The sequence below is a fragment of the Lactococcus sp. S47 genome (assembly GCF_016517475.1).
Classification (GTDB): Bacteria; Bacillota; Bacilli; order Lactobacillales; family Streptococcaceae; genus Lactococcus; species Lactococcus lactis.
This window is the reverse complement of the sequence record NZ_JACVUB010000001.1, coordinates 67021-90002: the sequence shown is the minus strand read 5'-3', so window position 1 is coordinate 90002 and position 22982 is coordinate 67021. Positions and strand designations below refer to the sequence as shown.

The 22982-nt window shown below is 32.9% G+C and carries 19 protein-coding genes; all 19 read right to left on the bottom strand.

Annotation, left to right across the window (positions count from 1 at the left end; genetic code table 11):
- Positions 1-11: 11 nt before the first annotated feature.
- Positions 12-1349: an XcbB/CpsF family capsular polysaccharide biosynthesis protein gene (locus IAE52_RS00415; RefSeq protein ID WP_058212001.1), complete on the bottom strand. Its 1338-nt coding sequence runs from the start codon at positions 1347-1349 to the stop codon at positions 12-14.
- Positions 1346-2356: a hypothetical protein gene (locus IAE52_RS00410; RefSeq protein WP_109990777.1), complete on the bottom strand. Its 1011-nt coding sequence runs from the start codon at positions 2354-2356 to the stop codon at positions 1346-1348. Before IAE52_RS00410 ends, IAE52_RS00415 begins: the two co-directional genes overlap by 4 nt.
- Entirely contained in the window at positions 2353-4542 is a 2190-nt protein-coding gene (locus tag IAE52_RS00405; RefSeq protein ID WP_162551432.1) for a glycosyltransferase family 2 protein, read from the bottom strand. Before IAE52_RS00405 ends, IAE52_RS00410 begins: the two co-directional genes overlap by 4 nt.
- Before the next feature lie 20 nt (positions 4543-4562).
- The gene (locus IAE52_RS00400) at positions 4563-6044 is read right to left on the bottom strand and encodes a glycosyltransferase family 2 protein (protein WP_109990775.1); all 1482 of its coding nucleotides are present in this window, start codon (positions 6042-6044) and stop codon (positions 4563-4565) included.
- Positions 6045-6056: 12 nt separating this feature from the next.
- Entirely contained in the window at positions 6057-6866 is an 810-nt protein-coding gene (locus tag IAE52_RS00395) for an ABC transporter permease (RefSeq protein WP_058220060.1), read from the bottom strand.
- An 8-nt stretch (positions 6867-6874) separates the two neighbouring features.
- Positions 6875-8314: an ATP-binding cassette domain-containing protein gene (locus tag IAE52_RS00390; protein WP_109991410.1), complete on the bottom strand. Its 1440-nt coding sequence runs from the start codon at positions 8312-8314 to the stop codon at positions 6875-6877.
- Between the two features lie 56 nt (positions 8315-8370).
- Entirely contained in the window at positions 8371-9282 is a 912-nt protein-coding gene (locus IAE52_RS00385) for a phosphodiester glycosidase family protein (protein WP_058212004.1), read from the bottom strand.
- Between the two features lie 329 nt (positions 9283-9611).
- A complete protein-coding gene (locus tag IAE52_RS00380; protein WP_109990774.1) occupies positions 9612-10331 on the bottom strand; it encodes a DUF4811 domain-containing protein in 720 nt (239 codons plus the stop codon).
- Positions 10331-11875, bottom strand: coding sequence for an MDR family MFS transporter (locus IAE52_RS00375; protein WP_012897559.1), 1545 nt, complete (start codon positions 11873-11875; stop codon positions 10331-10333). Before IAE52_RS00375 ends, IAE52_RS00380 begins: the two co-directional genes overlap by 1 nt.
- A complete protein-coding gene (locus IAE52_RS00370) occupies positions 11868-12332 on the bottom strand; it encodes a MarR family winged helix-turn-helix transcriptional regulator (protein ID WP_012897558.1) in 465 nt (154 codons plus the stop codon). The genes IAE52_RS00375 and IAE52_RS00370 overlap by 8 nt, the downstream gene beginning before the upstream one ends.
- A 148-nt stretch (positions 12333-12480) precedes the next feature.
- The gene (locus IAE52_RS00365; RefSeq protein ID WP_162551431.1) at positions 12481-13134 is read right to left on the bottom strand and encodes a DUF4767 domain-containing protein; all 654 of its coding nucleotides are present in this window, start codon (positions 13132-13134) and stop codon (positions 12481-12483) included.
- Positions 13135-13266: 132 nt separating this feature from the next.
- Positions 13267-14004: a bifunctional 2-polyprenyl-6-hydroxyphenol methylase/3-demethylubiquinol 3-O-methyltransferase UbiG gene (locus IAE52_RS00360; RefSeq protein ID WP_109990773.1), complete on the bottom strand. Its 738-nt coding sequence runs from the start codon at positions 14002-14004 to the stop codon at positions 13267-13269.
- 213 nt (positions 14005-14217) lie between these two features.
- Positions 14218-14406, bottom strand: a complete 189-nt coding sequence (locus tag IAE52_RS00355; protein WP_021465420.1) for a hypothetical protein — start codon at positions 14404-14406, stop codon at positions 14218-14220.
- A 104-nt stretch (positions 14407-14510) separates the two neighbouring features.
- A complete protein-coding gene (gyrB, locus tag IAE52_RS00350; protein ID WP_012897555.1) occupies positions 14511-16466 on the bottom strand; it encodes a DNA topoisomerase (ATP-hydrolyzing) subunit B in 1956 nt (651 codons plus the stop codon).
- Between the two features lie 152 nt (positions 16467-16618).
- Complete coding sequence (locus IAE52_RS00345) at positions 16619-17266, bottom strand: HAD family hydrolase (RefSeq protein ID WP_003131420.1); 648 nt, start codon at positions 17264-17266, stop codon at positions 16619-16621.
- 53 nt (positions 17267-17319) lie between these two features.
- Positions 17320-18411 carry a hypothetical protein gene (locus IAE52_RS00340; protein WP_033900101.1) on the bottom strand — a complete coding sequence of 364 codons (1092 nt, stop codon included), beginning with the start codon at positions 18409-18411 and terminating at the stop codon, positions 17320-17322.
- 80 nt (positions 18412-18491) lie between these two features.
- Entirely contained in the window at positions 18492-19391 is a 900-nt protein-coding gene (locus IAE52_RS00335; protein WP_003131418.1) for a DMT family transporter, read from the bottom strand.
- Between the two features lie 329 nt (positions 19392-19720).
- The gene (locus tag IAE52_RS00330; protein ID WP_003131417.1) at positions 19721-20998 is read right to left on the bottom strand and encodes a citrate:cation symporter; all 1278 of its coding nucleotides are present in this window, start codon (positions 20996-20998) and stop codon (positions 19721-19723) included.
- Between the two features lie 14 nt (positions 20999-21012).
- Entirely contained in the window at positions 21013-22635 is a 1623-nt protein-coding gene (locus IAE52_RS00325) for a malolactic enzyme (RefSeq protein ID WP_109990772.1), read from the bottom strand.
- Positions 22636-22982 lie beyond the last annotated feature (347 nt).

Genomic DNA, 22982 nt, shown 5'->3' with positions numbered 1-22982 from the left:
TAACTTTAAAATTATCTATCTTCACAAAATATTTTAATTGACCGTATAATTATTGAATTATTTCTAGCAACTGCTTCCGCGTTTAAGCCTAAAAATTCAAAAGAATAGTCTGCAGTAAATTTGCTCTTCCATACAACTTCACCATTCTCATTTGTTCTTTTTAAATCAATATTTTTATATTTATTTTCTGAATGAATAAATAAGCTATTTTCTAACGATAAGGTAGATTCATCAGTTATTATTTCAATAGTATATTTTTTATTGAAAATCATTCTTGACTTAATCATAAAATTCAACCAGATATTATCCTTACCCAGAAGCTTTGAATTTCTAATGACTTCTATTCCGTAATCTTTAAAGTGCATTGTAAAATAGGGCGAAGTCCAAGGTAACAGAACATCCCAATCATCAACATTAAATAAAATAAGACTTTTTTCAATACTTATATCTTCCTCATAAAGAAATTGATTAATTAAAGAAAGTTGAAAAGGTACAGTCTTCCCAATAAGTGCTGCATGACTTGTAAATGGATCTACCACATGAGGAATAGTTAAGTTCAAATTTAAGAGATTTATTTTTGAAAGATTTAATTGTTTCACAAAAGGGTAAGTAATAAACGCAGTATCTGAACAGAGAATTTTTATCTTTTCGGGACTTAAAGTTGTTTTCTCTAAAAGCCTATTAATTTTTGGTGCAAAATTATAATCAACAAGGTCAAACATATGTTGAACATCCTTTACCTCAACCCAAGCTCTACGATCGATAACTGGATCGATTGCAACAACTTTATAGTTGCCTAACAAGCCATGATAAAGAGCTCCTGTCCCGCCTCTTGAATTTCCATACATTACTATATTTCCAGATGAAATATTATATTTATAAGCAGTATTTTGAATAAGTTGTTGAATGCTAGTTTCATAATTTAGAAAATTAATCGTATTTTGGTAATAAGAGCCTGAAATTAAGTTGCTATCCGCAATTCTTAAAATATAAGTGTTTTTAGCAATAGAACTTGCTAATGATTCCCAAGGTGAATTACCAAACATCCGAAGTTTGGCTTGTGTTGAAATCATTCGATCAGCAGGCATAAAAAATACAATCAGTTTGTTGGAAAGATATTGTTCATTTTCTATAGGAAGTTCAATATTATAATGAATATTTTTGTACTTCTCCATTCCCAAATCAATTTCAGTATTTTTTTGAACCGTATATTTATGATCACGGTAACCAACAATTGACTTGTTATTTAAAGCTAAATTTTTTAGGAACTCATAATATTTCCAATCCTCCAAAAAAGTATCCATCGACTTCAAATCTTTTTCAGCGTCCACTTCAAAGTATTCAGTCATTTATTTCCTCTTCCTAAAAAGTTATGATATGCCGCCTGCTTAATCCATTCATTTTCTAACGTTTTATAAGCTTCATCAAGATATTCCTTTTCAACTCTGCTCAAAAACTTTACACTCTCGAATTCATTTGCAAAAGTTGGTGACATGCCCGTTTCAATAAATGATATTTTTCGACATATAGTAATTGCCGTATTCCTTGTAAATTTAAACTCAATAGTATCTTCTGGTATAAGATTAATATCTCTAAAAAAAGGGTAAAAATTATAAAAGAGCTTTTTACTTACCCGAGTTGTTAATAAACTGTATCGATAATTTTTTATCTCTATCTCAATACCAAAAGCATAATCCTTATCTTTTCTGAGGCTTGATAATCCACTAAACTTAGCATTAATTTTACCTTCTTTTTCCTTAATCTTAGAAACAGATTCAACGGCATAGATTTTATCATCTGTTGAGGAATTGAGTTCAGTAATAAAAGGAACGACTTTTCCTTCTGCCTTCCATAACTCATTTGGCCACTCAAGACTCACTTTTATATCTATACTGGAGAACTCAGTACTGATGTCAGTAAGTTCAACATTAATTGGAAGCCTTCTATCAAAAGTATCCAAAATAATTTGTGGAACTATTTTAAAACCGATATTGCCAAAATCATTAATATAGATCACTTTATGTAGATCACCCTGCGAACCGATACCTAAATCATAATAACGAACTGCCCGTGGATATTGCTCATAGTTTCTTTTATAAAAACGCCAGACAACCCCATCTATTTTTGCAATTAGATAATAACGAATAAATGGTTCTATTTCATTATCTTTGACAAAAATTGTGATCACTTTCCCTGAAATTTCAAAGCTATTTTCTGCAACCTTAAAAGACGGGGTCAGTGAATTTTTTGACCAAAACAAGTCATCTATTTTCACAATATTTTCTAATTCAATTTGGAGTTTTGATTCAGATATTTTGACATCTTTAACATATAAAGTATCAAATATTTTTTTCATGACTTCCCCCTTCTTTGACGAATCGCTTGTAAAATCGTCATTTTTTTAATTTCCTTATCACCGATATTCTCTGAGAAAGCCACAAATTCTGGCTTCTCTGTAATATAAGTTCCATCATTGGTCAATAATCTCACTCTAAAGTGCTCATTAAAAACAAGAGATTTTACTACTATTCTGGTCCCTTTTAGATAATGCTTTTTCTTATTTTGTTTATTAAATATAGGTTCTATATATGAATAAATATTTTTTAGTGTAATAATCTCAACAGGTTCTTTAACAAGAATCAATGCTTCTTTATCAAAAACCAACTGGCCTGCAGATGTGTTCAATATCATCTCTTTTTCACCAGTAAACCAAATGTGAGTTACTGTAACAAGATAACCCTTGCTAAGAAATTGCTGACGTTCATTTTTATCGCTATAAAAAAGCATTTCTTTTTTAAGTTTATAAACTCCTGCTTTGAGAGCATATTCTTTCATTGATATTTTAAAATCTTCAGGAAATGGAATTATTGAATTTTGATAATTTTCTTGCGAAATAATTTCTCCATCTGGCAAGCTATATTCATAACTTCCTTCATTATTCAAAACTGATTGAATTTGAATAAACTGTCCAAGATATTTTTCTGGAAGAGCTTTAAAAGCTAGTACAAACTGATGATCAGAAACTGGCTTGTATAAATTGACAACGCCAAACTTCTCTGACAGCAAAGCCCCGTCAGTACAATAAACTTGTAATTTATCAATTGCTACCAAATGTTCAATTTGACTTTTCAGTATGATGTAAAGTCTATGTATTCCAGCTGACAAACCATTAAATTCTTCGGGTGTAATTTGCAATTCATAAGTTACACCCGATAGATGAATCACTTTTTTACGGAAAACGTGATTAAGATTGTCGTCATTTCGTAATTCAACATAATTTATAGATTCAGGAACATAATAATCAAATCTCAAATATATTCCTGTTTCATCAGTAATTATTTCTCTACCCTTTACAAGGGGCTGATTTATCCAGGGTAAGTCCTTCTCCTCAGAAATAAAATAGTATAAATTACCAACTTTTTTAAGAGATTTATCAATTGAAGGAAGCGTGTGCCAACCCACAAATCTTAAAAGTTTCTCATCATTCTTTGTTTTTAAATATTCCCAAATATATCGATAAACATCTAAACTAAAATACAGATTGGGATCAAAACCTAAATCTGATAAATAAAGCTCAATCAATCTTCGTAATTTTTGAATAGAATTCACATTAAGTCCAAAATTGGTATCCCAACGAAGTGTAAAATCAACTAATATCCATTCTAAACGTCTCGTAATAAATCGTTGAATATCCTCGACATCGTTATATGTTTCTATCAAATAAGATAGGGCGCGAAGCCATGAAATTAAAAAATTTTCATTAATGTTCCTACTGAGCGACAAATTATCGTCATCTCGATTAACATATGTCGTAATTTCTGGAACTTGAGATATTTTTTTGGAAAAGAGGAGAGCTTGATAGAAAAAATTTACATCATCTGCTACACGTTGGTCAATAAAATGTAAGTTATGCTCTTTAATCAAAGAATGTCTAATCATGTTTCCTTGAGGTCCAAGCCAGTTATAAAAATCATAAGGCAGTTCAGAAATTGGCAAATTTTCACTTTTTTGAGCATTATAAGCCCTTGTCATTAATTCTAACTGTCCGTTTTTACTACGTACAACTCCTCCAAATACCAGATCATCTCCAGATTTTTCTAAAGAATGATAAAAAATTTCAAGCCCCTTTTGAGCATACCAATCATCCGCGTCTAAAATAACCAGATACTCACCTTTTGCATAAAGGAGCCCAACATTACGTGGACCGTGAGCACCTCCCGTATTTTCATCAAGAACATACAGCTCAATATTTGGATATTTTTTCATGAATGTTTGAACTTTATCAACTGAATCATCTGTTGAACGATCATCTACAAAAAGAATTTGTAAATTTTCAATTCCTATAGATTGATTAACTAATGAGTTCATCATTCTTTCAAGATAAGGAGAATTATTATAGTTGGCTATAATAACTGATATTTTAGGGCGATTCCCAATTCTTTCAGATTTTTCTACAGTGACACTAGGTAATTTTTCTTTCCATGAATGATCATTTAAATAAAAGTTATAAGTTTTAAACTCTTCCCTTAATTTTTCTTCCACTTTTTCTCCTCTCTGAGTAATTAAATGACATTAGTATTTTTATTAGTTACTTTAGATATCTCAACAATATGGTCATGATAAATATTTGAAATAACGTGTAATCCGTAGTTTTCTGATAAGTTTTCTAGTTCTTTTCTAGCAAATTTTACAATGAATTTATTATCCTTTTTTATGACTTCTTGTGCTTTTATAGATTTAAATGGGTCATTCACCGCATGAAATTCAAAGTTATTGATTTCTTCATTAGTCAAAACTTCTATCTCAAAAACACTAAAATTATTTTCAATATGCATTTTATAAGCAGAAGCTCTTACATTGATGGGTATTTTAGGTAATATATTCCCAGGAAACACAAAATAATAAAGATTATTTATTTTTTTCTTTATTTTTAAACTTTCGCGATGTGAATGCCAATTTACAAATAAATAAAGATGTAAAAAATGTCTTTGTCGCAAATCAGACCAAGCAATTTTCCTTGCTTCCTCCTTAAAATACTTTTGAGGATTAAATGTTAGGTCTCCCAAATATTTATCTAAAGAATTTTTGAAATCTTTCAACCTTTCAATTCCAAATTTATAACCTATATTTCTTCGTAATGCAAAATCAAGAACTAGCCAATCTAAGCGACGAGCTAAAAATCTTTCTTTTGAAATATCATTAGGAAAATTTTGATTAACAAATGCTAAAGCTCTTAACCATGAAATCATAAAATCTTTATTGATTGTTTTACTAAGACTGTCATTTTCAGAAATCCGATTAAGATAAGTTGTTTTTTGGGGAAGTTGTGAAATTTTATTGGATATTCTCAAACATTGGTAGAAAAACAAGACATCATCAGCGACCCGCTGATTGACGAAATGAAGTCGATTTTCTAATACTAAACTTGTAAGTACCATAATTCCTTGTGGTCCTAGAAATTCATAAAATTCGTATGGTAAATCTTGAATGTTTCGATTGATTTGTTTACCTTCTGCATAATAAGCAATACTTTTTGCCGAAACATGATGATCATTAACCTGAACAATTCCACCAACTACCATCTTATCTTGAGACTCATCCAATAAATCTGACATCGATTTTAAGGCATCCAATTCATACCAATCATCAGCATCTAAAATAGCCAAATATTTTCCACGCGCTTTTAAAATACCTAAATTTCTTGGGGTATGAGCTCCGCCTGTGTTTCTGTCAAATTGGTAAAATTCAATATTAGGATACTTAGCCAAATAGCCTTCTATAACTTCCTTAGAATTATCCGTCGAACAATCATCTACAAAAATAATCTGAAGTGTCTCAATTCCAATTGTCTGATTTACTAACGCGTTCATCATCTTTTCTAAATAAGGTTCATTATTATAATTCGCGATGACAACTGAAACTTTAATCTCTTCAAATATAGTGTCAGATTTAAAAACTTTATAACTGGGAATTTCTTCTTTCCACTTTTGATTGTCTAAATAATTATAGGTTTCAAATTCTTTTTGTAATTTATTTTTATCCATTATTCTGCTCTTTCAGACATAATCCATAAACTGATTACGAAGTTTCATATGTAAATGTGCTGCAACGATTAATACCCCCAAGGTAAAGCACCAAAAGACTAAAGCATACCCTGGTTTTTGCCAGAACCAGCCACGATGGAAAATAGCATCTCGAAAACCTTCCATTACATAGATAAAAGGATCTAATCGTAATCCCTGTCTAAGAGGCAACGGGAGTGCATCCATTAGAGTTAAATCAAGAGCTGCCCCCGAAACATAAAGTAAGAATCTAAAAATATAATTGATAATATGCAAAAAATCTCTAAATACAACTACAATTGTGGAAAATAATAAAGATAAAGCCATGACAAGCAAGCAAAGTGCTAAAAAATAATAAAATAATTGAAGATACTCAAAGCTTGGATAATACCCATGCTTTATTGCAAGGAGGATTCCTAGCAAAGTCATCCAAATTAGGATATTAAATCTTTTAAACATCTCTATGGTTGGTAAAACACTGATTGGAAATTTGACTTGTGTAAATAAAGAAAGTTGCGATTGGACTGAAGCAGCACCGGATTGGATAGAAATACTATAAAAAAACCAATTACCTAGACCAACAAACATCCATGGGGCTGGCGGAATACCGCCAGAGATTTTTCTCTTAAACATGATAATAAACACAAAATAATAGATGCACAATTGTACAATAGGGTCAAGATATTGCCAAGTTGCTCCTAAAAACTTTCCTAACTGAGTGCTTTTTGTCTGATACCTAGATACATTATAGATTAACGACATATTACTCATCTGTTCTTTTAAATACTGGTATAAATCTTTCATCTGTTCTCTTATTGACTTTCTGTGCTTTTATTTTTAGGGAGGTTGATGACTTGTCCTGGACTAATTAGGCTAAGCTCTATACCAGGATTTATTGCTTGAATTTCCGCAACAGTTGTATTGTGTGCTTCCGCAATTTCCCCCAAAGTATCTCCTGCTTGAACGGTGTAAGTTTGAGTTTCTGAACTTGAAGAAATTTGCTCTGTACTGCTTTGCTTGCTATTTGAAGGAAGTGAACCTTTTTTTGCTTTACTTTCAGCACTTGACAATTTAGAAGATTCAGTTGTCGTTGATTTATGAATATTTTGAGCAGCTTTCTTCTCTTCTTTTTTCTTTGCACTTATGCTCATACTGATTATTTCATTATTAAGTTTATCTGAAAAAGAGGGACTGGTTTTAAAAAGATTCTGAGTTAAAAAACCACGTGGGTCAGCTAATGCCTTAATACTAGTAGCACTACTTGTGTAAAATGCTATACCAATAAAACAAATAAAAGCAAGTAAAACAAGAAATAATTTCGAAGCTATTGATAATTTATTGTTTCTAACAAAGTCCAACTGTTCCTCAAGACCTCTTCGTGAATAACTCTTTGGATTCTTATTATATTCGTTAGCCAGTTCCTCTTTTAAAATTTCTGTGGAATAAGTTAATTGTTCTCCTCTGACTCTGTCTTTATATTCATCTTGCTGCTCAGCTGATAGGTGAATAAACCATTGAACAAAATTAATATACTGAGGTAATATTTCATTTGTAGGTCCATATCCTTTAACTTCTCCATAATGTAACCATAATACTTTATCACACCATTTTTCGATTGCTAGCATATCGTGTGAAATAAGTAATATTGTTTTACCTTGTTTACGAAACTCAAACATTTTATCTGCAGACTTTTGTCCAAAGGTTCCATCTCCAACAGAAAGTACTTCATCAATAATAAGAATATCTGGATTTTGATAAGCAGCAATTGAAAAACTCAATTTAGCCTTCATCCCTGATGAATAAGTTTTTAATGGTTGGTCAATAAATGGTCCAAGTTCTGAAAAGTTGATAATATCATCAAGTTTCTCTGCTATCTCTTTCTTAGTCATTCCCATCATGAGACCAACCACATGAATATTTTCTCTCCCTGTAAGGTTAGGAATAAGTCCTGTCCCTAAAGCAATAATACTTACATTTCCATTAACACTCAATGAACCTGTTGTTGGAGTCATTGTTCCACTAATTAGAGTTGAAATAGTAGATTTCCCAGATCCATTTAGACCAATGATTCCGATTGTTTCACCATCATGAACTTCAAAACTTACATTTCTTAAGGCCCAAAACTCTTGTCCTTTATCCCGATTTAAACCAAATAAAGTTTTCATTTTATTGCTTGTTGTCTCAAGCATCTCAAATTTTTTAGTTAAATTAGTCGCTTTAACCTTAAGTTTTTTAGAATCATTATTTATCATTTCCCCTGAATTTCCCATCTACATTATCTAGTTTCTGATTTAACTAACCTTCTTATCTATCTCAAGACAATATAATCGTTAACTGAACGACTATCCTGACTAGGATAGATAATTTGTCCATTCAATGACATCTGACTTGAACCTCCTCCATCCATTACTTGGACATTTTCTAAATGGAGTTCTTGAAATTTTTCCATGATTGACTGATAGCCTGTACTTGTATCTGAAATAATGAGATAAATATTATTATCTTTATCGTTTCCAATAAAAGAATGAATTTCCCAATTAACTGTCCCGTCACTCGGTAAACTTTTTCCGTCCTTTATCAAAATTGATCCAAAGCTAAAACTCATTTCGGCACCCTTTTTTAAAATTTCACTTGCTGGAGTGGTTGAATTATAAATATCTGACGAACCATTTTTATTAAAAACAAAGGCATTTGTAGCCCTTTTATCTGAATTCCAATCTTTAAATAATTTTCCATTATTAATTTGAAAACCAGTAATTTTTCCAGTAGTCATATTAAACCCTGAGGCATTCATAATTAGACTATTTGGATATTTACTGATAACTTCTGACATGCTCACTACAGGACTGTCAGCTGAAGTGGCAGTTTTCAAAATTTGTGGACTATGCGCTTTATAAATTTTAAAGTCTCCACTTGAAAGATTCGTAAATTTTTCACCAGTTCCTTGAGAAACTATCTGAAGCCAACTGGCATTTCCAGTATTTTCCACTGGAGCTACTGCTTGAGAGATTTCTTTTGAGCTTTTTGTTGTTGATTGCTGAGATGAATAACCATTAGGTTCACTCGTTCTTTTAACTAGCTGTCCTGTTGTGTTCGTATTAACAAAAGAAATATCAGTTGCCTTATCATAAAAATATTTTCTGAAACCAATAAGTGCTATAAGTAGAATAAAGATTAACGACATAATCACTATTTTCTTTGCTACACTTTTCTTAATCATGTCTACCTCTTTCTTGCTCAAAATAAGATTTTTCCAAAAACTGAACTAAGCCTTTCATAGTATATCACCCTAAAATTAGGATATGTAGAAAAACTTAAAATATTATGTAAAAACGCATTACCTTACAAGCGATAATTTTATTATTCGTTATTTTTTTAAGGTTTTTTTACTACACATGAATTTTAAGTTGCGTTTATTTATCAATTGTATTATTAGTTTCATTTATTGTCAAGAAAAATAAAGCAAAGTAACTTTCTTTGCGCCATTTATATTTACTTAACTTTAATGTAATAAAAAGACCTCAAATAATTTTGAAGTCTTTTTATTATTTATTCAGTAATTCCAAGAAGTTGCTTAATTTGTTTTACTTGCATCTTAGCATATTCTGTTGGATTTGATTTTTGAAGTGCAGCAAGTTGAGCCGCTTTTTGTGGGTCAGCTTTAAGTTGAGCTTCCATTTGTTTTTGCATTGCTGGAGCTTCTTGACTCAATTTTTTAACTTGATCTTGAGTCAAAACTAACCATGTATCTTTAGGTACTGAAACAACTGAATTTTGTTTAACTAATTCATTTTGTTCACCACCTACACTAAATAGTAATTTATAAAAGTCAGATGACCAAACGCGTCTTATCGTTTTAGTTGTAACTGTTGCTTTAGTATCATCCACTAATTTATAAGTCGCTGATTTTTTAACAGCTTCTGAAATGTGTTTTTCATCAGGTTTAAAATTAGTGTCGGCTTTTTCCGAGTTTTCATTATTTCGGTAAACAAAGACATAATTATCAGTGTTTTTACCAATTTCTGCTTTAATCATCATTCCATAAGGAGCTGATTTATCTCCAGCAGTATAAATTTGGTGCGTAGTTGAAGTTGTTACTTCTTTCATTCCCCAGTTATCTCTGATATGCATAGTTAGCATGGTCACAGAACCAGCTAATAAGAGAAAGGAAATTCCACCAACTAACCAATGAGCGATTGTGTTTTTTATAAACATGAAACCAAAGAAAGTTCCAATCATAAACACTACCAATAATAATATAATTAGCATTATTTATTTTCTCCTTTCAAGTCTTGTTCTTCAACAGGGACACCAGAAATCATTCGACCACTCTTCAAGAAGAGAGCAACTCCGATACCAATAATGGCAAAGACGAGTCCAATTGCGAATGAAGCGTGGTAACCTTGTAACATTGCTTCGATTGCTTTATTTGCAAATTGCAATGGATTTGTTGATTTTAATGATGAAGCAGGCATATTGTTAGTAATTACATTTTGAGCGACTGAAGAAAGGAGGGCAACAACAACTGATGACGCGACTTGACGCGCTGTATTGTTTGAAGCTGTTGCTTGAGCGACTTCATTAACTGGAACTGCATTCATGGCACTAGTTGTTAATGGCATCATTACCATACCAACACCAACCATACGTAATCCATAAAGAAGAGTAACAAAGTGGTCAGGAGTCGTAGCTGTAAAAAACATAAATGGTATAGTTCCCAGTGCTAAAACGAGGAAACCAATCACCGCAAGACGTTTTGAACCAATTCGGTCATAAACTCCACCAGCAAGTGGGGCAACAACAGCCATCATTAATGACCCAGGTAAGAGAACCAAACCTGAATTAAAGGCAGAAAGTCCATGAACATCTTGAAGGTAAAGAGGAAGCATCATTTCAACACCCATCATTGCCATTGTACTTAAAGCAAGTGCAAGAGTTACCAAAGTAAACTGTCTAATTTTAAAGACGCGAATATCAAGGAATGGATCGTCCATTTTAAGTTGACGTAAACCAAAGAGGAAGATAATAATCAACCCTCCAACAATTGGGGCGATAACGGTGTTGAATTTACCCCATCCGTCAGTTGCAACATTAGTGAATCCCCAAAGGAAAGCACCAAAACCAACAACTGAAAGTAAAACTGACAAGAAGTCTAATTTCATTGGACGGTTCGGAATAACATCACGCATTGCAAAGATTGAAATAAGGAAAACAACTCCGACAACAATCATTGGAATAAGGAAAATTGTTCTCCAACTTGCTGCAAATGTCCAAAAGATAAGGTTAAATTTATGAGTAATTAACCAACCTGCAAATGTTGGACCTAAGGCTGGCGCAAGGACAAGAACAACTCCGGCAACCCCCATGATTGCTCCCATTTGTTTAGCTGGAAACATATTAACAAGGGCAACTTGCATCAAAGGCATTGTAATCCCAACTGCAATAGCTTGCAGAATCCGACCTGCTAGGAAAACCCACCAGCTTGATGTTGGAGCCGAGTAAGCAACAAACATTCCGATAAATAAAATTGCGTATGCTGTTACGTAAAGCCAACGTGTAGGGAATTTTGTTGCTAAATATGCTGAAATAGGAACCATAATCCCATTGGCTAATAAAAACCATGTTGTTGCTTGTTGTGCTGTTGACATGGAGATGTTGAAGTCATTCATCAATGTTGGAATTGCTGTCCCGAGTGATGTTTGCATCAACATGGCTCCAAATGTACCAACCAGAATCAAAATAAGCATTCCGATTCGGCTATAATGTTTACCATGTATATCTAAATGGTAATCTTTTTCGTATGTATCAGGCATTTTTTTCCTCCTCTTTTTCTTTGTCTTCTTTAGCTAGCTTCATTCCAATTTCTAAAAATAATTTGAAATTTTCAATGAAACTTTCTGTTCGTTCTTCACCCATTTCTTCAAAAACGCGTGCTAAATTTGAGCAAGCTTCTACTCGAATTTCTTCCGCAACATGACGTCCTTTATCAGTAATGGCTACTAAAATTTTTCGACGGTCTGTTCTTGAAATCTCACGGGTAACTAAATTTTTACTCTCAAGATTATTCAAGATTGTCGCAATTCTTGCAGTACTTGTATGCGTAAATTTTGCAATCTTACTTGGAACAATTTGCTTACCAGCTTCCTTATAAAGATAGCCCAATACCAAATGCTCCCCTTGGGAGTAGGTATTAAAGCGGTGCATCATCTCTGCTTTTCCTCTTTTGATAACAGTTGTGAGGAAAACCTCCGCTGCCTTATTGTAATCCATTTTCACTCCTCCCTAACGGTAATATTTACTAACGACGTTAACTATTATAATCCGTTCACTATCTTTTGTCAAGAATAAAAATTTTAGTTTTTAATTTTTTTTAAAAATAAAAAGACCTATTCCAAAATAGGCTTTTTTATTTTTAAAATTATCCAACAATTCGTGCGAAGGCATGTTTTAATTCATTATTCTCTGTTTCTTTTAGATATAAATAATTATTTGTATTTCCTTGATTTTGTGCGGTATAAAGCACCATGGGATTTCCTGATTTAATAACAAAGAGATAAACATGATTAACACCAGAGTTTTTCTCATTCATATCTGAATAAACATCAACTAATTGATATCCTCCGGAATCTTCTCCCGTTTCTGACCATTTTAATTCAATAGGCTGATTATTTATTGCTGCTTTCCATGTCGAATTATTATCTATAACTGACCAAGGAATAGAGAGACCATATAAATTAAGATTGTGATTAGGATCATACTGACTGTAAGATTGTCCCATTTCTATCCCCCACGCTGACATAAACTCTGCAAGACGTTGATTTTTCTCTGGGTTCCATTTTCTTATTTGTGTAGAAGTTGAGGGGGAAATTGATTTTTCTATTGATGAAGAGGACTCTTTAGTAATACTTGATGACTGGGTAGTACTCGAAGTGCTCTGAGTTATTGAAGAGCTTCGTGAGCTTTGGCTACTTTTAGAACTTTCTTTTGTTGTTTGAGAATTTTGTTTTGAACTACAGGCTGACATTCCAAGTGTTGCTACTAAAAAAATTGCAACAAGATATATTTTTTTCATCTTTTCTTCTCCTAACTACAATTTTACTTCAAAAGTAATTAAAAAACTACTAATATCATTAAAAGAACTAAATAAAAAATAAGAGTCCCATACTTTATTCGAATAGGAACTCTTATTATAGTTACTTTATGACTATGATTTTTTATTTCTTGCAGAAATAAGCAACATCATTGGACGTCTCATCTCATTTTTCATTTCTTCAAGCTCTCTCATTTCTATAGGAGGTTTGGGTTCAATTAAATTAGTAAGTTCAAAACCAGAACTTAACAAAGAATTTATATATCCTGTTAATGTCCGATGATACTTAATAATTGGCTCACCTAAGAAATTGACTTCACGCTTTCCTTCATAATAATAATTATCAACTGGAAAATGAAGAATTTTACCCTCTGCATCATAGCACCAATCCTGTTTCCCTGATGAGGTATAGAGAGGATGTTCAACAGAGAAAATAAATTCACCATTCTTTTTAAGACACTTTGAAATTTTGCAGACCAGGTCTTCAAAATTTGAAATGTAGTGAAAAGCTAATGAACTAAACACAACATCAAAAGTATCTGCAGGAAAGTTAATATCCTCTATTGCGGATTGTTGATAGGTAATTTTTTTATCATTATTAATATCAAGAGCAACTTCAAGCATCTTGTGTGAAAGGTCTATTCCTACTACTTCTTTAGCTCCATGATTGACTGCATATTTACAGTGCCATCCATATCCACACCCTAAATCCAAAACTTTTTTATCCTGAAAATTTGGGAGTAGTTTTTCTAATTCAGACCATTCACCAGCGGCCTTCAATCCTTTTTGGGATCTTGACATTGATGCATAATTTTTGAAAAAACGTTCATTATCATATTTATTTTGTTTCATTTTTTATTCTCCATGTAAATATAGTTCATCATTTCATAAATATTTACATGGAAACCACAATTTTTTGAGCAATAATTCCTTTGTTCTTCTATTTTCTTTCATAATTGGATTAAATATTTTTTATGTATTTCATAGTCATATTCTATCATAAGCACTTTAAAAAATCATTAAGTAGATAAATAAATACATCTTAATAATAAAAAGTAGGAGAACCTACTTTTCTTTATCTTCAACTTCTTTGAGCGCTTTTGAAGCCTCACTAAACAGCTCCTCAGCTTTACTTGTGGTCTTTTCAAAGGTATCTTGAATTCCTGTTTGCGTACCAACTGTTGCATTTCGGAGTGCTTCATCTTCAAGTTCCTTCATTTGCTCATTGCTTAATTTGGGGTTTATTTCAGGCATAATCCACCTCCTTCTTGACTTCATTATATTACACTTTTCGATAAAGCGCTAACATTACGTTCAATAAAAAACAACTCAAACAAAAATGAGTTGTTTTTACTATATTATGCATCAATTGTCGAGTACTGAGCATTATTTTCGATAAATTCACGACGAGGTTCAACTCTGTCTCCCATGAGCATATCAAAGATTTTGTCAGCTTCTGCTGCGTCTTCAACTGATACACGTGCCATTAAACGGTGTTCGGGATCCATTGTTGTCTCCCAAAGTTGATGGTCATCCATTTCCCCTAAACCTTTATAACGTTGTACAGTAGGCTTTGTTCTTCCTTGTGCCCAACGTGCTAAAGCTTCTTGTAAATCTTTTTCTTGATTTTCACCTGGTTGAATGTATTCTTTTGTTTCTGAACCAACTTTGATACCGTAAATTGGTGGCTGAGCAATATAAACATATCCTGCTTCAACAACTGGACGCATATAACGGTAGAAGAGTGTTAATAAAAGCGTACGGATGTGTGCGCCGTCAACATCGGCATCGGTCATGATAACAAGTTTGTGATAACGTGCTTTCGACAAATCATAATCTGCTCCAAAACCAGTTCCCATTGCAGTGAATAGAGAACGAATTTCTTCATTGGCCAAAATTTTATCCATCGTTGCTTTTTCCACATTCAAAATCTTACCACGAATAGGTAAAATTGCTTGGAATTCACGATTACGTCCTGATTTAGCCGAACCTCCAGCCGAATCTCCTTCGACGATGAATAATTCTGTTTGTTCTGGATTATTTGATGAACAGTCAGCTAATTTACCAGGAAGGTTGGAAATTTCAAGCCCTGATTTTTTACGTGTCACTTCACGCGCACGTTTTGCTGCAATCCTTGCTTTACTTGCCAAAATCCCTTTTTCAACGATTTTACGAGCAACTTGTGGATTTTCTAACATAAATGTTGTCAAAGCTTCCGCAAAGAGTTTGTTAACAATTCCTGTTACTTCTGAGTTCCCAAGTTTTGTTTTGGTTTGCCCTTCAAATTGTGGATTAGGATGCTTAACCGAAATAACTGCTGTCAATCCTTCGCGCACATCATCCCCAGTTAAATTATCTTCGTTTTCTTTAAGAATTTTATTTTGTTTTGCGTAGTTATTAATAACACGAGTAAGGGCTGTTCTAAAACCTTGCTCATGTGTTCCACCTTCGTGAGTGTTGATGTTGTTAGCAAAGGACATCACTACTGAATGATAAGTATCAGTATATTGCATTGCTACTTCAACAGCAATTCCATCCATTTCACCTTCAGTAAAAATTGCTGGTTCAAAAATGACTGTCTTATTTTCATTTAAATATTCAACATAAGACTGAATTCCACCTTCGTAATGGAAATGAACTTCATTTTTTTCATTTCCTTCACGTTTATCTGTTAAGGAAATACGAAGACCGCGATTCAAAAAGGCTAACTCACGAACACGTGTTGCAAGCTTATCAAAATCAAATTCAACAGTTTCTGTAAAAATTTCTGGGTCTGGTACAAAGTGAACAGTTGTCCCTCTACGGTCAGTTTCACCAATAATTTTTAAATCATCTCCAACGAGACCACGATGATATTCTTGATAATATTTTTGGCCATCTTTATGAACAGTAACATCTAGTACTGTTGATAAAGCATTAACAACAGATGAACCAACACCGTGTAATCCACCAGAAACTTTATAGCCGCCTCCGCCAAATTTACCTCCAGCATGCAACACTGTGAAGACTGTTTCCACGGCTGGACGACCCGTTTTTTCTTGAATATCAACCGGAATTCCGCGTCCATCATCAACAACAGTAATTGAATTATCAGGCTCAATAAAAACCTCAATATGGCTTGCAAATCCTGCAAGTGCTTCATCAATTGAATTGTCAACAATTTCCCAGACTAAATGGTGCAAACCTTCTTTTGAGGTTGAACCAATATACATCCCTGGACGCATACGTACAGCTTCAAGACCTTCAAGTACTTGAATTTGACTGGCGTCATATTCGTCTGCAAGCATTTCTAAATTTTTATTTTCTTCGTTCAAAGTTAACTCTCATTTCTATGAAAAACTTACTACTATTATACCATAAATCAGCGATTTTAGCTCTAGTGCATGGTATTTTGTCACTCAAACTTGTAAAAAAAATAAGCAATTTTGACTAAAAATCTGCTTATCATTAATTCATTTTTTTAAGATTACAAAATAATCTCTGTCAGCTGATGAATAATGTGAGTTGGCTTGCTATTAAGCGAACCATCACTTACAGTGTTAATCGCTTGTCCTGACAGAGTTGAATCTGTTGAGCTATCAAAATAAATTGTTGATATCCCAGCAGCATTTCCTGCTTCAATATCTAAAGGACGATCGCCAATCATCACTGTCTTCTTTGGATTGAGTTTATATTTATTTAACAAATAGTTAATTGATTCTGGTGCTGGTTTTCGTTTGAAGCCATTATCAGACGTGACAACTTCTGTAAAATATGAATCAATTTCAGCTGCTGACAAAATTGTCAGAACTTGATGATTGCGATGTGAAATCATAAAATTCTTATTTCCTTTTACTGATAGGTCTGTCAGTACCTTTTTAGCACCGGAAAAGAGAATTGGTTTTTCTAATTCTTCTGCTTCTAGCTTTTTGTATTCTTCCAAAAAGCCTGGCAAATCACTGGCATATTTTTCAACAGCGTAAGCCGTTGAAACTTTTAGCGCATCATATACATCAGTGCGCAAAACAACACGCTCTGCCATTGACCAAAGCGTTGCAGCAAATGCATGACTAGAACTTTCATAATTGTCCAATAAAGTTCCGCCTAAATCCCAGATATAATTTTCGTAGTCCATGTTAATATTATAACACACTTTAGTAGCTAACATTTTGTCAGAAATGGATATTTTTAGTTTGCTTTCAAAATTTTAACTGGAAATTTTTTACCTTTAAATTGATTCTGAGTTAGTTCCATCTGTGCTGTTAAATAATTCTTTAAAAGTGGTTTTTTTATACTCGTTAATGTAATTTTTTGAAGTTGATTTTTCTTAACATATCTACTGAAATCAAAGGTTTGTTTCCACCATGCCGGATGTTTACCATCTACAATTGCATAACCTTCTCCTGCTAATAATTGATTATCATAATATCTATTCTCAATATCCTTAAAATCATCTTTAGAGTAAATGCTAGATTCATGCATTACTCTATCAGTCACAACAATTGCTTTTTGATTATTTTTGGTCCCATATGTTTCAAATGCAAATTCTACTTTATTTGTTTTTGAATCTAAAACATAGTAAACTTGAGAATCTACTAAGCTATAAGTATCTTTAATTTTATCTTTGAATATCCACCCTCCTAAGGTGAATACAAAAATCCCAATATAAATTACAACTTTTTTCCATGGATTCACTTTTTTTGCTCGAACAGATCTATCGATTTTTTCAAAAGGGTTTTCTGTAAAAAGGTCATCTTGTTCAAAGCCACTTTTTTTAAACCACACTTCTTCACAAATAATAGAAAGCTCATTTATATCCATTGAAATTATAGAACCGTGAATCGTCAATTTAATATTTAAATTGTGACCTGGTTCAAAATAATTTTGATAAAATTTTAAACGTTTGTACCAAGCTTTTTTTTCAATATGAATAGAATCAAAAGAATTTTGTTCGCAAATATACAAGGTATTTGACCGAACATAGATTCCCCGAATATTTCTCCATTCAATCTTAACATTACGAAATAATAATCGTAATAAAATTCCTTCTTGATCAATGACAGCTAATTTGCGACGTGAATGATTTAATAAAAAAAAGAAAAGATAAATAAATAGTATTCCAATAACCAGACTCAATAAAACAAATTGGTGCACATTGAAATCTATTGATTGCCAAACCAAAAAATACTCAATAGAAGGTAAAAATAGACAAAGTGACCATAACCCTCCCAATGTCCAAGTGTCAGTTCTTATTTCCAATGGTAAATAATAGTCTTCCATAAAAATTTTCTCCTAATAAAAACATTATATCAGAATTTTCTAATAAAATAGTTTTAAAAAAAGAAACCTCAGGGTTTCTTTTAAGCTTGTTCCGATTTTGATAAAAGAATAACAGACACGATGACCATAACAATCCCTAGTAATTCGAGTGGGGTTAATTTCAAGCCAAATAATGGAATACTTAAAAAAACAGAAGTCAATGGTTCAGTCGCTGTTGCAACAGAAACAACAAGCGGTGAAATCAATTGAAAGGCCCTTAAAAGCAACAAAAAAGCCAGTGCTGTTCCAACAATAGAGATTGTTAAAACATAAAAAATTGACAAGGGTTCAATTCGAAAATCAATACGCCAAACTGGATAGAAGATATTACAGGCAATCCCCGCAAGCATCATTCCCCACCCTGTCATATTAAGTGCGCCATATTTATCCAATAGTGGTCGAGGAATGATTGAGTAAATAACAACAGCTACACCAGCGAGAAGTCCTGTTACAAGAGCTAGGGGACTGATTGATAAATGTTTGATATTTCCGTCCGTAATCAACAAAAAAACACCTATCATTGCTAAAATGACGAATAAGACCGATTTGGGTTTTGGGACTTGACGTTGAAAAATGAGTAAATAAAGCATAATAAAAACGGGTGCTGTATATTGTAAAATTGTCGCTGTAGCACTATTTGAAAGTTGAATGGCCACATAATAAAAATATTGAACAGAAAATACCCCACCAAAAACATACAAAAAGAGGGTTGGCATATTCTTTTTTGATTTCCAGACATCAAAAAAACGCTTATGGTCTCGCGAAAAAGACATGGCCAATAAAATAATACCAGCAATCGTTAAACGTGTTGATGTAATCCAAAGCGGGCTACCATGATAATCACGGAAAAAAAGCTGACCAAAAATGCCAGAAATTCCCCACATACAGCCGGCAACTACTGCATAAAGTGTGCCTTTAAAAATTTGTTTTTTTACATTCATTTTTATATTATACCATACATCAAGAGGGTTCATTAGGGTTCAATCATCATTATATTTTTATATATTACGTTCTCGATTATTAGTGAGTTTAAGACATAATGGAGTTAAAAGAATAGCTTAATATTTTATCAAACAAGGAGTGTGTATCTTAAAGATTTGCAGAAAATTTGTTAAATCTTTACATTATTTTACTATCAATATGGCTCCAAAATTTTATATTTACTTGAACTACTTCATGCGAGAGGCGGTATAGTCCCAACTATTTTATTTCCTTAATCAGTTAATTTTGTAAAAAAAAACATTTTATATAAAATGTTTTTTTGGTTATTTTAATAAAAGAATCGGATAAGAATTCCACCGAAGATAAGGACAATTGCACCACAGAGTCTATTAGCCATCTGTGCAAAAGCAATCATTTCCATTCTATCTGATGCAGACAAGACAGCAATGTTACCTGTTCCACCCATAGAATTATTGATCATCCCTGCACCAATGGCAGTTTCGACTGGATAAAGGCCAAAGAGGCGAGCCAAGAACCAACTAGCAAGTCCCATTACAACAACACTTGTCAAGCAAAGTACAACAAATTGCCATGTAAATGCTGAAGCAAGAGTATTCAAGTCAATCAAAGCAAGACCAATACCTGCCAAAACAGCATGAGTAAGGTTTGTCATAATCACTTGGTTAAACATCACTACAGATTCTTCTAAATCTTTAGGAACAGTATTTGTTGCTTTCAAGATAAATACAATAATAATCATAAATGCATATTGATGAATATTAGGGAAGAATTTGTTCAAGATGTCACCAGCCATCAAAAGAGCAAAGGCAAAGAGCATTCCTGTTCCGATTTGTTGAGCATCTAATTTTATTTTAGGTTTAGCCAACTCTTCTTTAGTTGCTGCAACAAGAGTCCCATGTCCATTATATTTAGATTTGTTGAATACTTTAGCGATAGATAAGGCACCAATAATCGCAAGAATATTACCAAAAGTAACTGCTGGGGCAAGTTGAGAGAAGATAGCTGCTTGGTTTCCATGAGCCAATCCGGCTGCATAGATTTGAGAGAGTGGAGTAATTCCGGCTCCCATACCACCTGACATCATTGGCATAGAAACATACATTACAGAATCAGCAAATCCATTACCAATAAGCATTCCTACAAGACCTACTGAGAAGAAACCAATAACCATAGTGATTAAAGCAATCGGAATAAATTTCTTGGAAGCTTTAACCAAAAGATTTCTGTTCATTCCTAAAATAGATCCACAGATAAGTGCAGCTATATAAAAATCAAGAAATCCAAATTTTCCTCCCATAAAATTGGAAACTGCTCCAATAACATTTGAAGGAACAATGTGGAAGAAAGATAATAGAGTAGCACCAATTAAAGTGAAAACAGATCCCCCACCTAAGTATGAATTCATAATAGGGAGTTTTTCTCCTATGAAGTATAATAGGTGACCTAATGTTACAAGTAGGAGAGTTAACCCTACCATATCAAGTGGAAGTTTTCCTAATAGTGTTACAACTATGATGACAGCTACGAAAAAGGCATATAAGGGAAGACTAATTCCCGATATTTTCGTTTCTTTAAGTTTTTTCATTTAAGATATTCCCCTTAGTACTCTGGATACCATTTAAGATCACGAACTGCTTTAGCCATATCAATTTCTTTAGATTCAGTAAGACCTTGTTCTTGAGCTTTCTTAGCAACTGCTTCTGCAACTTTAATTGATACATCAGCAACAAATTCAAATGGAGGAAGAACAGGAGCACCTGGTTTACCTGGATCTACTAAACCGCTCAATGAATGTGCAGCTGCACCGATCATTTCATCTGTCAAAAGTTTTGCTTCAGATGCCAACATTCCCAAGCCCAAACCTGGGTAGATAAGTGAGTTGTTTGCTTGACCAATTTGATAATCAACACCTTTGTAGCTGATTGTTCCTGAAGGAACACCAGTAGCGACAAAAGCTTTTCCATCAGACCACTCAATAACTTGTTCAGCTGTAGCTTCCATTTTTTTAGTTGGATTTGAGATAGGGAAGATTACTGGGCGTTCTGTATTAGCACACATTGCTTCAACAACTTCTTTTGTAAAAGCACCTGGATTAGTTGAAGTTCCTACTAAAATAGTTGGTTTTACTGTCTTAACAATGTTAAGAAGGTCAGTCATATCTCCAGCATCTTTATAATCAGCACGTTTTTTAGCAAATGGTTTTTGAGCTGGTGTAAGGTCTTCCATATCATCAAAAAGTAAACCTTGTTGATCAATCATGAAGAAATGCTTGTAAGCTTCTTCTTCAGAAAGACCTTCACTAACCATTTCAGCATGAACACGACCAGCAATCCCTGCACCGGCTGAACCACCACCATAGCAAAGGTATACTTGATCAGTTAATTTTTCACCTGTAATGTCAAGTGATCCGAAAATACCACCTAAAACAACAATACCAGTTCCTTGAATGTCATCATTAAATGTTGGGATTTTTGTTTTGTAGTTATTTAAAATTGTTGCAGCATTTGAACGTCCGAAATCTTCCCAGTGAAGGTACAATTTAGGGAAAATTGATTCTGCAGTTTCTACAAATTGATCGACGAAACTGTAGTATTGGTCACCGTAAATACGTTCTTGATGGTTTCCAAGATACAAATGATCTTCTAAAAGTTCTTTTCTATTTGTTCCTGCATCAATAACAACTGGAAGTACAGACGCTGGATCAATACCTGCTGCGGCTGTATAAATCATTAATTTACCAACTGAGATATCAACACCTTGAGTTCCCCAGTCTCCGATACCAAGGATTCCTTCAGCATCAGTTACAACAATAAGACGAATTTCTCTGTCACCTGCAGCATTTTTTAATGTTTCAGTAATGTTTTCAGGGTGGTTAATATCAAGATAAGCAGCATATTGTGGATCTACGAACAAATGACTGTAGTTTTCAATTGTATCAGCAATTGTTGGATCATAAACAACTGGATTAAATTCTACAATATGTTTGTTAAATAAGTAGTAAAACAAAGTACGGTTTGTATTAAAAATTTCCATCAAGAAATGACGTTTTTCTAAATCAGATGGTTTTGTCAAATATTGTTCGTAAGTTTGTTCAGCTTGTTCTTCAATTGTTTGAACAGTTGGTGGAAGAAGACCAATCAACCCCAATTCTTGACGTTCTTTCATAGTAAAAGCTGTTCCTTTATTTAAAAAAGGATTGTTTAAAATTTCATGTGCACGCATCGTACAACCTCCATAAAAATTATAATTAATGTTATTACTTTATTACTATAAACTTCTTTTATCGTTATAGTCAAATCCCTTGGTGTTGATAAATTTTATTTATAACGCATAAATAATGTCAATGTTTATCTAAAAAGCTTGATATAAAAATAGATGATATTAATCAAAGAAATAATACTAATAATTAGCTTATAACTATTAAATGATGAACTGTTCTTCTCCTATTACTATTCCTAATTTATCAGGGTTTCAAACAATTTAAGATTAAGATTTTTTGTCAATGGTGGCTGTGTATCTAAAGTATACATTTTTTTAAATAAAAACAAAATTGTGCGCTTTGCTTTATT